The following is a 14,592-nucleotide window of genomic DNA, read 5'->3' as shown; positions in this document are numbered from 1 at the left end:
GACACGATCGCGTCGATGAGCGAGTGGCCCTGAACCGCAATATCAGTGGCCCTCAGAGGAGCGAATACTCAGTCCGCCACTGCGCGACGGCGGACCGGCTTGCGGGCTGCCGGGTCATGCGGGATGACGTCGTTCCGCAGATCAGCGCAAGATGCCGCGTTGTCTGGCTGCGGAGACGGCTGCCGTTCGTGAGGTGACCGCGAGCTTGGTAAAGATGTGCGCGAGGTGAGATTTGACGGTGGTCTCGCTGACAAAAAGAGCGGCTGCGATGTCGGTGTTTGAGTGGCCGGCTGCGACGAGTTTGAGTACTTGCATCTCGCGACTGCTGAGGTTCGCTTGGGGTGCTCGCATGCGGTTGAGGAGTCTTGAGGCGATGACGGGCGCGAGGGCGCTTTCGCCTGCGGCGGCGGCGCGGACGGCTGCTGCGAGCTCGTGGGGTGGGGCGTCTTTGAGGAGGTAGCCGCTGGCGCCGGCTTCAACGGCTCCGAGGATGTCGGCGTCGGAGTCGTAGTTGGTGAGTATGAGGACGTAGGGTGCCGCGTCGAGGGCGCGGATACGTCGGGTGGCGTCGGCTCCGGTTGTTGCGACCTGGGCGCCGAACTGGAGATCCATCAGTACGACGTCGGGATTGCTGTGCTCCGCGGCGGAAACGGCTGCGTCGGGTGTGGCAGCTTCCGCGATGACGTCGATGTCCCCCTCGAGGGCGAAAAGAGCCACGAGCCCCGCGCGGACGATGGGGTGGTCGTCGGCGATGAGAAGCCGGATCATGTCGTCTGCTCCAAGGTGAGCTCGATGGTCAGTTGCGTTCCTTCGCCAGGGTGCGTGTCGAGGGTGAGGCTGCCACCGAGTTGTTCTGCGCGTTCGCGAGTCGCCTGGAGTCCGAACGAATCTGAACGACCGCGCGGTTCGAAGGCTGCCATGTTGGGGTCGAAGCCTTTGCCGTCGTCGGCGATGGTGAATTGCAGCTGCTCGTGATCGGCGGCGAGAGTGATGGTCGCGGTGGTGGCGTGTGCGTGCTGGATGACGTTGGCGATGGCTCCCTGCGCGATTCTCAGCAGCGCCGTCTGGACGTGCATCGGTAGTTCGAGTGTGTCGGATACCCGCACGTTGACGTGGAGTCCTTGCGGAGCCCATTGTGAGTCGGCGAGCCTCCGCAGCGCTCCGCCGAGGCCACGGTCGTCGAGGTCGGGTGGGGTGAGTTCACGGATGAACCGGCGTGCATCAGCCAGATTGCTGGCCGCCGTGTCTCGGGCAAGCCGGATGTGCTCGGCGCCAGGGCGCTCAGGGTCAGCCTGTTCGGCGGCGTAGAGGAGCATCTGAATGCTGGAGAGGCCCTGCGCGACGGTGTCGTGGATTTCGCGGGCTAGCCGAGCGCGCTCGGCGAGGACTCCGGATTCGTGTTCGGTCGCCGCGAGCTGGCCTTGGGTGGCGAGCAGTTCGCGCATGAGGGCTTCGCGTTGCTGCGCCTCGCGGGCCAGAGTTTGGTAGCCGAGTCCGATCAGGAGAGCGACTCCTGCGCCAACCAGTGGGCCGATGACTCCGCCGAGACTCCATCCGCTGTGGATGCCAAGCGCGCAGATAGCAGTGCCGGTAGCGACGACGATCGCGGCAGCGCCCCACCACGGGCCGAGGAGGTGGAGGTAAAGGAAAAACAGGGGGAAGACGAGGTACGCGGCTTCGGGTGTCAACCAGAGGAGGATTACCCACTCGAGGGTGAGCGCCGCCAACCACAGCAGGCGCAGCACGCGATCACGCTGTCGGGTGGTCCTGGTCCTTGTCGCTCCGATCCCGTATGTGGCCGTCATCACCACGGTGAGGACGATGGCGGCGGTGCTGCTCTCCGTCGGTGAGATCACCGCGCGGACGATGACCAGAACGGCGAGAACGGCGAAAAGAACATGCAACCCGGTGCGCAGACCCACGAAGACAGGGGTGAGCGCAGTGTGGGGCATGGACCGAATACTACGCATCGACACGACAACGGCATCGTCCGAAAGGACGACTTCCCCGCCCATCATTCAGTCGGTAAAGCCTGTGCGGGCGGCCGATGAGCTGGCAGGTCAAGAAAGGAAAAGTGGTACGTGTCCCCAGCTCGGGCGACAGGAAAGGAATCTCATGTTCGTCGCGCTCCGCGACCTACGCTTTGCCCGCGGCCGTTTCGTCTTGATCGGCTCGGTCGTTGCCCTCATCACCGTTCTCGTCGGCTTCCTCAGCGGCCTCACCGGCGGCCTTGCCACCCAGAACATCTCCGCCGTCCTATCGATCCCGGCAGATCGGGTCGTCTTCTCTGCGCCCACCACGGACGGCGCGGCCTCAAGCTTCTCCGACTCCACCATCACCGAACAGCAGACCACCGCTTGGGACACCGCGGCGGGCGTTACCTCGGCAGAACCGATCGGGATCAGCCAGACCCGGGCAGAGGCCGGCGACGCCCGCATCGCGATCGCCATCTTCGGAGTGCAACCCGGATTCAACGCCACTGCCCCCTCCCGGGATGGTCGGGTGAGCCTCTCTGCTCCCGCAGCCAAAGACCTCGACGTTGCTATCGGCGATGACGTGACAATCGCCGGGACCACGTACACCGTCGAAACGATCGCTGGCGACGCCTGGTACAGCCACACCCCCGTAGTGGAGATGACCCTCGCCGACTGGCAGGCTTACTCGGCAGCCACTGGCAACCCCGACGCTTACGCGACGGTTCTCGCTGTCACCGGCTCGCCGGACTGGGAAACCACAGACACCGCGAACTCCACCGTCTCTGAAACCGTCCTCGGGTCGTTGACCGCACTTAGCGCGTTCCGCTCTGAGATCGGGTCTCTTCTGTTGATGGTCACCATGCTGTTCGGGATCTCCGGCCTGGTCATCGGCGCGTTCTTCACCGTCTGGACCATGCAACGAAAGGGCGACATCGCCGTGCTCAAAGCACTCGGCGCCAGCACCTCCTCGCTGGTCCGGGACGCTCTGGGGCAGGCGCTGATCGTCCTAGTCCTGGGGATAGGCATCGGGTTGGGGCTGGTCACCCTCTTCGGCACCCTCGCCGGTACCGCCCTGCCGTTTCTCCTCAGCCCCATCACGACACTGCTGCCCGGCGCGATCATGATCACGCTCGGCCTCGCTGGAGCCGCATTCGCGCTCCGCTCTGTAACCTCCGCCGACCCACTCACCGCCCTCGGGAGCAACCGATGATCCGTCTCGACAACATCACCCTCACCTTCCCAGACGGCGACAATCGCATCACCGCCGTTAACCAGGTCAGCCTCACCGCTCACCCAGGAACCGTTACCGGCATCACGGGCCCGAGCGGCTCGGGGAAGTCCAGCCTCCTCGCCGTCGCCGCGACCCTCATCCGCCCCGACACCGGACAGGTCATCATCGACGACGTCGATGCCACCCGCCTCACTCCCGGCGAAGCGACAGAGACCCGCCGAACCAAGATCGGCATCGTCTTCCAGCAGTCCAACCTCATCCCGTCCCTGACCGCGCTGGAGCAGCTGTCCGTCATGAACGAGCTCGGCGCGCGCCACTCCCGGCGAAACCGTGGCAATGCGACCAAACGCGCCGAGACGCTTCTTGATGCGGTGGGACTCTCCGACCACCGAGACAAACGACCCCACCAGCTCTCCGGAGGTCAACGCCAGCGAGTGAACATCGCCCGCGCCCTGATGAACGACCCCAGCGTGCTCCTGGTTGACGAACCGACCAGTGCACTCGACCAGGAACGCGGCGCCAGCATCATCCAGCTCATCCTCCGCCTGACCGACGAGCTGAACACCTCGACGCTGCTCGTCACCCACGACCTCGTCCACCTGCCCCGGATGCACGGTGTCGTCAACCTCGTCGACGGCGCACTCGTCGACGCCGTCTCTGCCGCCGCGTAACCAGCGGCCCCCAGCAAAGGAAATCCCCTTGGACCTTCTGTTCAGCATCCTGCACGTCGCCACCGCGGTTTTCATCATCGGCCCCATCGCCATCATGCCCATGACCGGCCTGCGCGCACTCCGCACTGGGGTGTCCCGCGTCAAGTAGTTGGCAGGATTTCTTTGGTTTCGAAGTTGGGGATGGTGGGGTCGGCGGTGCCGGCGTAGACGTCAGCGGGTCGGTTCCAGGCGATCGCTTCGTGCGGTCGGACGTGGTTGTAGTCGTGCCGGTAGGCGTTCACGTGCTCGACGAGCTGGAGGCCGTCGTCGATCTCTTCTCGGAACAGCCACTCGTACTTCATCGTCCCGAACCCGCGTTCGCGTGATCCGTTCTGCCCGGGCGTTCGAACCCGCGTCCGGACGTGCCGCAGCTCGGGGCGCGTCGCGATGAACGCTTCGAACGTGAACGAGCGGAACGGGCCGCCGTTGTCGGTCACGATCGTCAGGACCGGGAGGATCTCGCCGGTCGCCTCGTCGATCTGACACTCGTCGATCAGCGGGTGACCGAGGAGCGCTTCTGCTTCGGCGAGGGCGAGCTCGACGGCGGCGACGGCGTCGTGCATGTTCGCGGTCGGGGACACGTGCGCGTCGAACTCGTACTTCGCCCAGTAGTCCCGGCACGACGCGATCCGCCAGGTGCCGCCGGTCGTGGTCTCGTACTCGGAGAAGTCGAGCTGCCAGACCTGATTCGGGCCCGTCGGCTCCTTCGCGAAGGCGGCCTTGCGCCGCTCGGCGAGGCGGCGCCGCTCCCGCTGGTAGTTCGCGCCCAGGATCAGACCCTCATCGCGCAGTAGCCGCAACACGGTCGCCTGCGACACCGGGTGCCCGTCGTGACGGGTCATCGCCCAGACCTTCCGGTGTCCCCAGGCCGGGTGCGCTTTCGCGTGAGCGACGACCGCGTCGCGGACCGCGGTGCGCGCCGGCTGCGGCCACGGACCCTTCGGCGGGCGGTTGGCACGGGCCTTGGCCTGCCACCGCCGATACGACCGCTCGGGCACGCCGATCATGTCCACGAACCTCGCGGTCGGCATGCCCGCCTCGGTGCGGATCACCTCGAGGTCCTCGAAGGGCCCAGCCGGCCCTCAGCTGACTTCTTCCACACCCGGATCTCGACCGCGGCCTCACCCAGCGCTTGGGTGAGCTCGGCGACCTCGTCCTCGAGCTGCTGCTCGCGGGACGTGGGCTTCGACTTGCCCGCCTCAATCCCCGCCTTCCCGCCCTCGAGGAACTGGCGCTTCCAGTTCCCGATCGCCTGCTCGGACACCTTCTCCCGACGCGCGGCTTCCGCGATCGAGATCTCACCCTGAAGCACGCTCAACACAATGCGGATCTTCTTCTCCGCCGGGATCACCGGGGGATGACTCATAGTTCTTAGACCTTCCAGTAGGGGCGCTGCCTCAGCAACTAACAACCCCTGCCACTAAGCCTGACGCGCGACAGGGGACACCGCCCGCGTAACGGCGTCAGCGAAAAGCCTCCGCCTCCTCACCTACCTATCCCTCGTGGTGATTGTCACCGGATTCGGTGTCATGGGCACGGCCGACTCGAAATACGACCTCTCCATCACCACACCTTGGGTTCTGGGATCCCTCATCCTGTATGTGATCGCCGCTGCGCTCACGCTCGGGATCGTCGTCCCCACATACCTGCACCCGGAGCGGCGGGGACCGCATCAGCGCTACACGCGCGTTGCGGTGAGCTCGGGCATCGCCGCCATCAGCCTGGTCGCTGTGGTCGTCCTGATGGTGTGGAAGCCCTAACACCCCTCCACGAGCATCCACGATTCGACGCTCAAAAGTTGGCGGCACGGGTACATCTCGCCGAACCACGCCAGTGCCCGGTCAAGGATCCGCTTGCGGGCGGACAAGACGCCACTAAGCGATCACAGAATGCCGCCATCCAGCGATCAACTCCACAACTGTGCCTCAACCACCATGCCGAGGCAACGGGCGCAAACCCGCTACTCCCTGAACGGGAAGGGCGATCCAGGACCGCCGACCCCTACGACCTGAGCTGGGCGATTTCGGATCCCCATCCTCTGCGTACGGTCTCGAGTTTCGCATCATGATGGCTGCCACGAGTCGTGGCAGTAACGTGGCGGGTGGGATTGCCGGGAACCTGTTCGTCCACGCGCCGACCATCATCTCAACCGCGTCGGTCATGCCGTAGCGGCTTAGCAGGACATCGCGGATCGCATCGACAGTGAGCGCCCTGCGGTGGCGGCCGACGCGTCGTGCGAACTCCTGAAACGGCGGCAGCCATTCCGGGCATCGCTGGGGTCAGCGATCTGGGAGTTCTGACACGATGTCGGCGTGCACTGACTCTCGATGGACCGACGTCATACAGAGTCGCAGTCCGTGGGCGGTCTGCTCATCAAGGATGAGGTGCGTGATTATCCCCGCGCGAAGGGCCGCCAGGATAGGGATGACTTTGTTGTCTCCGGCCACCGCGCACACGCGGCGGGGTATGTGCTTAAGCTCCGCCGGCGTGGGCCCGCTCGCACGTTCGTTCAGAGAGAGGTCTTCATAAGTCCCATCCGCTCGCAGGAACACCGTACAGACATCGCCGACCACCCCGGCCGACTCCAGCACACGGATGTCGTCGGCTTCGAGGTATCCGGCCGAGTAGACATGGCTCGGCACCTGGCCTGTGACTGCACCGATCGAGAACAGGGCGATGTCCGCCTGCCGCTGCATCTCGAGCACCCGTGCGATGGAGCGCTCACGCCACATCGCGCGTCTGGTGCTGGCGAAGTCGAAGAAGGCAGGAACCGGGAATGGCTGCACACGCGCATCGAACGCCTCGCCGAATCGAGAGATGAGGTTGCCCACGTAGTCGGCACCCGAGGTGCGGTTGTTCGCCCCCCCGTTGAGCTGAACGATGACGCTCCCACGCGTCGGCTTTTTCGTGAGGTGCTGGGATACCGCTCCGAGGGTTGTGCCCCACGCGATCGCGAGGATCATGTCGGAGTCGAACCAGTCGGTCACCATCTTGGCCGTGGCGGTGGCCACCTGATCCAGTCGCTCCTGCGTCGTCGCCGAGTCGCTGACTGGCACCACGTACACCTCGACGCCGAACTGTTGAGCGATGAGGTGGGTGAACGCCGGCGCGTGGGAAGGGGTCGGGCGCAGCGCTATGTTTACGAGCCCCGAGGACCGGGCTTCCTTGAGAAGGCGGGACACACTCGACCTCGACATGTGCAGCCGCTGAGCGACCGTCTCCATTTTGATGTCTTGGAGGTAGTACATCGAGGCCGCCGCCAGGATCGTTTCGTCCCTGTTCACCGAGAGGTTGCACATTCGTGCAGGTTGCATGCGCGTATTGCCATCATGCTCCCAGATCCTAATACGCTTCAGGCTGCCGGGGGACATTCCGCCGGTCCTCATGAATGGAACATCATGCTCGACACTCGGCTCACCACGGAATCCCGCGACCGCGCTCTTGCGCGCCTGTCCGAGAGCGCACTGCCGGGACGAGAACTCGACGTGCTCGTCATCGGGGGCGGTATCACCGGTGCCGGCATCGCCCTTGATGCTGCCAGCAGAGGTCTGGAGACGGTGGTCGTCGAGGCGCAGGACTGGGGCGCGGGAACGTCGTCTCGCTCGAGCAAGCTCGTGCACGGAGGGCTCCGCTACCTTCAGATGCTCGATTTCAAGCTGGTGTTCGAGGCGTTGGCAGAGCGCGACCTTCTCCTGACGGCGGTCGCTCCCCACCTCGTGCGCCCCGTGCCCTTCCTTTATCCCCTGCGTCATCGGGTGTGGGAGCGGGCCTTCGTGGGGGCGGGCATCGCCCTCTACGACGTGCTCGCGACCCTGCGCCGGGGAAAGCGCGCCCTCCCCTGGCATCGTCACCTCAGCCGGGGCGACCTCGACCGGGTGTTCCCGGACCTCAGCGCGCGGGCAGCAGTCGGGGCGATCGAGTACTGGGATGCGACGGTGGACGACGCGAGATACGTCGCGACGCTCGTTCGCACTGCGGTGGGGCACGGGGCTCAGGCGGCCGCGCGCACACAGGTGGTGGAGCTGACCAAGAATGGCGCCGGTGTCGTAGACGGCGCGCTGCTGCGCGACCTCGAGACGGATCGCGTGATCGCGGCCAAGGCGCGCCATGTCATCAGCTCGACCGGTGTCTGGACCGAGCAGTCGCAGGCTCTCGCCGGCGAGACCGGCGGGCTGCGGGTGCTGGCCTCGAAGGGCATCCACATCGTCGTCCCCCGCGATCGGATTGAGGGCGACGCGGGTCTTATCTTGCAGACGAAGAAGAGCGTTCTCTTCGTCATCCCGTGGTCGCGGTACTGGGTCATCGGCACGACCGACACCCCCTGGACCGAAGAACTCGTCAACCCCACGGCACATGCCCGCGACATCGACTACGTGCTCGATGAGGCGAATGGGGTCCTGGCGAAGGCGCTCACGCACGATGACATCATCGGCACGTGGGCCGGGCTCCGCCCGCTGCTGCAGCCGGGCACGAAGGACGGCACCGCATCCGAGAAGGTGTCGCGCGAGCACACGGTCGCCTCGCCCGTCCCCGGACTGACGGTCATCGCCGGCGGCAAGTTCACCACGTACCGGATCATGGCGCGGGATGCCGTCGACTTCGCCCTGGGCGCCGAGGCGGCCGCCGCGCGACCGTCGGTCACACAGACCATCCCGCTCGTGGGCGGGCGGCCTGCGACGGATGGCGACGCGGGCGCTTCCGCGCGACAGTTCGGCTGGGACGCGGCGATGGTCGATCATCTGCTGCACCGGTACGGCTCCGACATCCGCGACATCGCCGAGATCTGCGACCGCGACGAGAGCATGTCCCGCCCGCTGGAGCACGCACCCGCCTACCTGCGCGCGGAGATCGCGTACGCCGTCAGCCATGAGGGTGCGCTGCACCTGGAGGATGTGATGCACCGTCGCACCCGCATGGTCTACGAGTACGCCGACGAAGCCCTGGCGGCCCTTCCCGAGGTCGCCCGGATCGTCGCCGGCGAACTGGGCTGGTCAGACGCGAGGCGCGACGAGGAGGTCGCGGCGTACACCGCCGTGGCCGACGCCGTCGCCGCCGCGGCGCGCGCGAGCGATGACAGCGAGGCCGCGCGCGCCAGGGCGGCCGCCCCCGGGGTCGCCGCCATGTCGCCGCATCCCTGATCACCGATCCGTCCACCCCACCCCGCCACTCACACGCCTCGACGGAGAGCACCCCGTGACACGTTTTGTACTGTCGATCGACCAGGGCACGACGAGCACGCGCGCGATCGTGTTCGACCACTCGGCGTCGATCGTGGCCAGCGGACAGCTCGAGCATCGCCAGCACTTCCCGCGGGCGGGATGGGTCGAGCACGACGCCGTCGAGATCTGGGACAACGTTCGTGAGGCCGTGGGGCTCGCCCTCACCCGCGCGAACCTGACCCACGGCGACATCGCGGCGGTCGGACTCACCAATCAGCGCGAGACCACGATCGTCTGGGACCGCCACACCGGAGTTCCCGTCTGTCGGGCCATCGTCTGGCAGGACACGAGGACGCAGCGGATCGTCGAGGATCTGTCCCGCGATCACGGCGTCGATCGGTACAAGGCGACCGTCGGCCTGCCGCTTGCGACCTACTTCGCCGGTCCCAAGGTGAAGTGGATCCTCGACAACATCAGCGGGGCACGTCAGGCCGCCGACGACGGCGACCTGCTCTTCGGCACGGTCGATACCTGGATCCTCTGGAACCTCACCGGTGGCGTGAACGGCGGCATCCACGTCACCGACGTCACCAACGCCTCCCGCACCATGCTGATGGACCTCGACACGCTGAACTGGGACGAGCAGATCGCGGCGGACATGGGAATCCCGATGTCGATGCTCCCGCAGATCCGTTCCTCTTCCGAGGTCTACGGCGTGGGACGAGACCACGGGATGCTGCCCGGCGTCCCGATCGCCGGGGTTCTGGGGGACCAGCAGGCGGCGATGTTCGGTCAGGCGTGCTTCAGCGAGGGCATGGCGAAGAACACCTACGGAACGGGCAACTTCCTGCTGCTGAACACGGGACGCACGCGCGTGCACTCCGAGAACGGACTGCTCACGACCGTCTGCTACAAGATCGGCGACGCCCCGGCCGTCTACGCGCTCGAGGGATCGATCGCCGTAACAGGCTCCCTCGTGCAATGGCTGCGGGACAACCTCGGCATGTTCTCGGACGCGTCGGAGATCGAGCCGCTGGCCCGTGAGGTCGAGGACAACGGCGGCACGTACTTCGTGCCGGCGTTCTCCGGTCTCTTCGCCCCGTACTGGCGCCCGGACGCCCGCGGCGCGCTGCTCGGGCTCACCCGCTACGTCACGAAGCAGCACATCGCACGCGCGGCCCTGGAGGCCACCGCGTATCAGACGCGAGAAGTGGTGGAGGCGATGAACGCGGATGCGGGCATCGGTTTGGCCGAGCTACGCGTCGACGGCGGGATGGTCGCCAACGAGCTGCTCATGCAGTTCCAAGCGGATCAGCTGGGTGTCGATGTGCTTCGCCCCAAGATCCTCGAGACCACCGCCCTCGGCGCGGCCTACGCTGCCGGCATCGCCGTCGGGTTCTGGGACGGCCAGGACTCCGTAACCGAGAACTGGGGAGAGGCGCAGCGCTGGAGCCCGACGATGCCGCTGCTCGAGCGCGAACAGCTCTTCCGCAACTGGAAGAAGGCTGTCACCAAGACCATGGGCTGGGTGGACGGCGACGTGGACACCTGACCAGCCCCGCCCTCGATCCGAATACAGTCACAACCCCACCGATACCCACACGAAGGAGTAGGGATCTCATGAAAGCAACCTTCCTGAAAAGGAACCCATTCTGGCTCGCGCTGTCACTGGTGCTAATTGTTGTGTCTCGTGAGGTTGGTGACGGGCGGCGGGTCGGCGGGGAGTAGGTGAGGTCCTCCGGGTGGGATGTGAAACGACCAAGAATCGCATCCCCGCCCAAGGAGGACCTCGTGACCCACCGTAACGCGCCGTTGACTCCGGAAGGCCGCCGCCGCGCGTGCCTGGAAGTGGATCGTGGACGTCCGATCTGTCACGTCGCGTCCGAGTTCCAGATCGCCCGTCAGACGCTGGGGAAGTGGCATGCCCGCTGGGCCGCCGAAGGCGAGTCCGGTCTGGAGGACCGGTCCAGTCGGCCGTGCTCATCGCCACGGCAGACACCGGTCGAGGTCGAAGACCTCATCGAGAAGCTCCGCCGCGAGCACAAGGTCGGTCCGGTGCAGCTGGCCGGGAAGCTCCGTGAGCATGGCCACGAGGTTCCGATCTCCACGATCCACCGGGTCCTCGTGCGCCGCGGGATCAACCGGCTCCGTGATATCGCCCCGGACGGCGAGGACCTGCGCGAACCGGTGCGCCGCTACGAGTGGGCGCGACCGGGCGGGTGCACGCGTCGATGTGAAGAAAGTCGGCCGGATCCCTGACGGCGGTGGGTGGCGGGTCCACGGCCGCGGCTCCGCCCAGGACCTCGCCGCGCGGCGCCAGCGGGTCGGATACGTCTACCTGCACTCTGCGACCGACGACCATTCCAGGCTGACCTACACCGAGGAACTCGCGGACGAGCGCGGCGCGACCGCGGCAGGGTTCTGGCAGCGCGCGGTGAAGTGGTTCCGTCGCCATGGGATCCGTCGGATCCGACGCGTCCTCACCGACAACGGGTCGTGCTACCGGTCGTGGGCATTCGCTGCCGCGCTGGCAGGGTCGAAGACCCGTCACAAGCGCACCCGCCCCTACCGTCCGCAGACGAACGGGAAGGTCGAGCGATATCACCGCACCATGGCCGCCGAGTGGCTCTACGCCCGCGCCTGGACCAGCAACGAGCAACGCCGGCAAGCGCTACACGCATGGCTCGAGCACTACAACTACCATCGACCGCACAGCTCACTCGGAGGCAGGCCACCCATCAGCCGCGCCACCCGACCAGCTGTCACCAACCTCGCTGCATAGAACAGCTAATGCTGATGTCCGCGATCGTCGCATCCGCGGTGCAGACGAACGCCGGAACCATCGCAGTGAAGGACATGAGATGGGAGACGCCGTCGGGCCAGATGATCAGCGCCCTGCTGTTCAAGCCGGATGCCGCGACCGCTGATTCTCAGGCCCCCGCCATCATCGTGTCTCACGGGTGGTGGAACAACCGCGAGATGCAGGATGCCAACTATGTCGAGCTTGCGCGACGCGGTTACATCGTCGTATCGATCGACATGTATGGGCACGGCAACTCGTCGCCGCTCGTGAACAGCCAGGTCGAGCTCGGCGGCACCGGCATGTACGACGTTGTGAAGCTCGTCGCCGATCTGCCGTACGTCGACCCGGAGATGATCGGCGTGTCCGGCCACTCGAACGGCGCGCGGGCCGCGAACTTCTCGGTCGCCCTCGACAACGAGGCCGACGAGCAGCTCATCGATGCGGTCTTCCTCGTCGACAACGACCCTGTCTACACCGATGCCGACGGCGCGTACACGAACATCTACGGCACGCGAGATGTCGGTCTGGTCGCGGCCCAGTATGACGAGTTCTTCTTCCGCAGCTACAGCCCGGAGGGTGTCGCGCTGACGCCGCCGCGTGAGTACATCTCGACCCCCAACGCGCAGTCCTTCCTGAACTTCGGCGTGGACCCGGCTGAGGAAGAATCGCGCTCGGCCGGTGAGTTCTACACCGAGGGCGACGCCGATCGCATCGTCTACACCCCGGCGGAGACGCACCCGTGGGGCACGATCTCGAAGACGACGGTCGGGAGCCAGGTCGAGTTCTGGGAGCGGGTCTTCCCCGCGCCGAACGCGATCGAACCGAGCGCCCAGATCTGGCAGGTCAAGGAGACGGCGACGGCGTTCGGTCTCATCGGCTTCGGCATCTTCCTGGTTGCCTTCACGCGTGCGCTTCTCGGCACCCGCGCCTTCGCCGGCCTGCGATTTACGGAGCCCGCTGCGCTCGCGGCCACGAGTCGCAAAGGCCTGGCATGGTTCTGGGGCGGACTGGTCGTCTCGGCGCTGTTCTCGGGCTGGAGCTACGTCTGGCTGAGCCAGCAGCCCGTGATGCAGGGCATCGCATTCAACGCCGTGCCGACGATCTTCACCCAGGGTGCTGTGTTCTTCATCGCGACCTGGGCGGCGATCAACGGTGTCGCGGGGCTGATCATCATGACGGTCTCCTACTTCGCGTTCGGTAAGAAGAACAGCCTGGATCTGCGGGCAGCAGGGGTCCTCCCCGGCTGGAGGAAGTTCTTCCACGGCATCGGTCTCGGAGCGATCGTCGTCGCGGCGGCGTTTGGCATCGTGTTCGTGCTCGACTACTTCTTCAAGACCGACTTCCGGTACTGGGTCGTAGCCGTCAAGGCGTTCGAAGCGGACAAGCTCTGGATCGCCCTGCTCTATCTGCCGTTCTTCCTCGTGTACTTCTTCGCGAACTCGGTGGCGATCAACAGCTTCAACCGGTTCACGCTGCGCGGACAGGAATGGCTCAACACGTTGGTGCTGGCGGTGGCGAACGCGATAGCGCCGATCGTGCTCGTAGTCGCCCAGTACGCGACGTTCTTCATCAGCGGTGACACGATCCCGGGCTTCGGGGGCATCTTCAGCATCTGGCTGTTCCCGGTCATCCTCATCCTTGCGGTCTCAGCCGTGATCTCGCGGAAGATCTACCGAGCGACGGGCAACCCATACATCGGAGGGTTCATCAACGCCGCCGTCGTGACAATCATCTCAGTCTCGAACACGCTGACCGTCGTGTACTGACCCGTCTCACCAATTCGACCAGAGGGAGTGCCTCCGCCCTGAAGCGGAGCACTCCCTCTGTCGCGTCGAGGGGTGTGAATGGCCGGCTACGAGCTGCGCGCCGGGTGTGATGTCCGGGCAGGTGGTTGAGCCTTCTCGTGGGTGAGGCTCCGATCGCGGAGGCGATCCTGTAATGCTTGACCTGCCCCACGTGATGGGTTTCGATCGCGGCCGCTAACCGCGCTCCTACGATCAGGCGCGCCGGAACGTACTGCAACAGCGCGCCGATTCAACGACGTGAATGGGTCTGTGCAAACCCTGCTTGGCGGGTCCCGCGGTGCGGAGTCTCGCTCCGTACCGGCGCGCATCCGCAGGTGAGTCTGGTTCGGCGAGTACGCCGGCGTCGGCTGGGGCGGGACGTTCTAGCCGAGGGCGAGCCACTTCGCTGAGGGCGCTGTCGGGATGACGCCGGTTGAGTGCTGCACGGTGACAGGCTGGGAGCGGTCCGGCGTTCGCTGTTGGAACAACACGCGGTGCAGCACTCGAGCGGCGGCCGAAGCGGGGGTTGTTGTGGTCATGGTGAACTCCTTCGTCGTGAAATTAGAGCGGGGGGTGTGATGCGGTCAGAGGTGGGCGTTGAGCCCGGCGGCGCCGATCGAGGTGTTTGTGATCTCCTTCCAGTTCAGCGCGATCCCCGCGTCCAATGACTCGCGTTCTCGTGCCCGCGCGATCACGCGGGCGGCGAGACGGTCGCTGTCGTCGCAGTGTTCGGCGAGGATGGCGGTGATCACGATGGACCGTGCGCAGGCTTGTTCGAGGCGATTGTGTATTCGTCGTGCGACGCTGTCGCAGATCCGAAGGACGCTGTCTTCGGAGATGATGGGGGAGCCGTTCAGGACGAGAAAGATGTGCTCCAACCTGGTGAGCCGACCACAGAGCACTGCGCACTGCACTTCGAGAGCCTGTCA

Annotated in this window: 12 protein-coding genes and 1 pseudogene; 7 read left to right on the top strand and 6 right to left on the bottom strand. The window is 65.9% G+C overall.

The window, feature by feature from the left end; genetic code table 11:
- Positions 1–141 precede the first annotated feature (141 nt).
- Together RYJ27_RS10515 and RYJ27_RS10510 are read right to left on the bottom strand one after the other, a co-directional pair.
- The gene (locus RYJ27_RS10515; RefSeq protein ID WP_330170258.1) at positions 142–768 is read right to left on the bottom strand and encodes a response regulator transcription factor; all 627 of its coding nucleotides are present in this window, start codon (positions 766–768) and stop codon (positions 142–144) included.
- Positions 765–1,952, bottom strand: coding sequence for a sensor histidine kinase (locus RYJ27_RS10510; RefSeq protein ID WP_330170257.1), 1,188 nt, complete (start codon positions 1,950–1,952; stop codon positions 765–767). Before RYJ27_RS10510 ends, RYJ27_RS10515 begins: the two co-directional genes overlap by 4 nt.
- 163 nt (positions 1,953–2,115) lie before the next feature.
- Here RYJ27_RS10510 and RYJ27_RS10505 point away from each other — a divergent pair, with 163 nt between their 5' ends.
- The gene (locus RYJ27_RS10505) at positions 2,116–3,186 is read left to right on the top strand and encodes an ABC transporter permease (RefSeq protein ID WP_330170256.1); all 1,071 of its coding nucleotides are present in this window, start codon (positions 2,116–2,118) and stop codon (positions 3,184–3,186) included.
- Complete coding sequence (locus tag RYJ27_RS10500) at positions 3,183–3,878, top strand: ABC transporter ATP-binding protein (protein ID WP_330170255.1); 696 nt, start codon at positions 3,183–3,185, stop codon at positions 3,876–3,878. Before RYJ27_RS10505 ends, RYJ27_RS10500 begins: the two co-directional genes overlap by 4 nt.
- A gap of 140 nt (positions 3,879–4,018) precedes the next feature.
- Here RYJ27_RS10500 and RYJ27_RS10495 read toward each other — a convergent pair whose 3' ends face one another.
- Entirely contained in the window at positions 4,019–4,969 is a 951-nt protein-coding gene (locus tag RYJ27_RS10495; protein WP_330170254.1) for an integrase core domain-containing protein, read from the bottom strand.
- Positions 4,966–5,283, bottom strand: coding sequence for a transposase (locus RYJ27_RS10490; protein ID WP_330170253.1), 318 nt, complete (start codon positions 5,281–5,283; stop codon positions 4,966–4,968). The genes RYJ27_RS10495 and RYJ27_RS10490 overlap by 4 nt, the downstream gene beginning before the upstream one ends.
- 136 nt (positions 5,284–5,419) lie before the next feature.
- Here RYJ27_RS10490 and RYJ27_RS10485 point away from each other — a divergent pair, with 136 nt between their 5' ends.
- Entirely contained in the window at positions 5,420–5,677 is a 258-nt protein-coding gene (locus RYJ27_RS10485; RefSeq protein ID WP_422732834.1) for a hypothetical protein, read from the top strand.
- 519 nt (positions 5,678–6,196) lie between these two features.
- On the opposite strand, the gene RYJ27_RS10480 is transcribed toward RYJ27_RS10485, so the two are convergent.
- The gene (locus RYJ27_RS10480; RefSeq protein ID WP_330170252.1) at positions 6,197–7,288 is read right to left on the bottom strand and encodes a sugar-binding transcriptional regulator; all 1,092 of its coding nucleotides are present in this window, start codon (positions 7,286–7,288) and stop codon (positions 6,197–6,199) included.
- Between the two features lie 27 nt (positions 7,289–7,315).
- Here RYJ27_RS10480 and RYJ27_RS10475 point away from each other — a divergent pair, with 27 nt between their 5' ends.
- From RYJ27_RS10475 to RYJ27_RS10460, 4 genes and pseudogenes are all read left to right on the top strand, one after another.
- Positions 7,316–9,055: a glycerol-3-phosphate dehydrogenase/oxidase gene (locus RYJ27_RS10475; protein ID WP_330170251.1), complete on the top strand. Its 1,740-nt coding sequence runs from the start codon at positions 7,316–7,318 to the stop codon at positions 9,053–9,055.
- Between the two features lie 55 nt (positions 9,056–9,110).
- A complete protein-coding gene (glpK, locus tag RYJ27_RS10470) occupies positions 9,111–10,628 on the top strand; it encodes a glycerol kinase GlpK (RefSeq protein ID WP_330170250.1) in 1,518 nt (505 codons plus the stop codon).
- 239 nt (positions 10,629–10,867) lie between these two features.
- Positions 10,868–11,858, top strand: a pseudogene (locus RYJ27_RS10465) (IS481 family transposase).
- A gap of 14 nt (positions 11,859–11,872) precedes the next feature.
- Positions 11,873–13,645, top strand: a complete 1,773-nt coding sequence (locus RYJ27_RS10460; RefSeq protein WP_330170249.1) for an alpha/beta hydrolase family protein — start codon at positions 11,873–11,875, stop codon at positions 13,643–13,645.
- A 602-nt stretch (positions 13,646–14,247) separates the two neighbouring features.
- Here the strand turns inward: RYJ27_RS10460 and RYJ27_RS10455 are convergent.
- On the bottom strand, positions 14,248–14,415 hold the full coding sequence (locus RYJ27_RS10455) for a hypothetical protein (protein WP_330170248.1): 168 nt from the start codon (positions 14,413–14,415) through the stop codon (positions 14,248–14,250).
- Positions 14,416–14,592 lie beyond the last annotated feature (177 nt).

Origin of the sequence: Microbacterium limosum, assembly GCF_036324365.1 — a bacterium.
GTDB lineage: Bacteria > Actinomycetota > Actinomycetes > Actinomycetales > Microbacteriaceae > Microbacterium > Microbacterium limosum.
Note: the sequence above shows the minus strand (reverse complement) of the source record. Positions and strands in the feature narration are given on the sequence as shown.

Coding starts and splice junctions, on each gene's coding strand:
- RYJ27_RS10515 (WP_330170258.1), bottom strand. CDS start 768: ATGATCCGGCTTCTCATCGCCGACGACCACCCCATCGTCCGCGCGGGG.
- RYJ27_RS10510 (WP_330170257.1), bottom strand. CDS start 1,952: ATGCCCCACACTGCGCTCACCCCTGTCTTCGTGGGTCTGCGCACCGGG.
- RYJ27_RS10505 (WP_330170256.1), top strand. CDS start 2,116: ATGTTCGTCGCGCTCCGCGACCTACGCTTTGCCCGCGGCCGTTTCGTC.
- RYJ27_RS10500 (WP_330170255.1), top strand. CDS start 3,183: ATGATCCGTCTCGACAACATCACCCTCACCTTCCCAGACGGCGACAAT.
- RYJ27_RS10490 (WP_330170253.1), bottom strand. CDS start 5,283: ATGAGTCATCCCCCGGTGATCCCGGCGGAGAAGAAGATCCGCATTGTG.
- RYJ27_RS10480 (WP_330170252.1), bottom strand. CDS start 7,288: ATGTCCCCCGGCAGCCTGAAGCGTATTAGGATCTGGGAGCATGATGGC.
- RYJ27_RS10475 (WP_330170251.1), top strand. CDS start 7,316: ATGCTCGACACTCGGCTCACCACGGAATCCCGCGACCGCGCTCTTGCG.
- RYJ27_RS10460 (WP_330170249.1), top strand. CDS start 11,873: ATGTCCGCGATCGTCGCATCCGCGGTGCAGACGAACGCCGGAACCATC.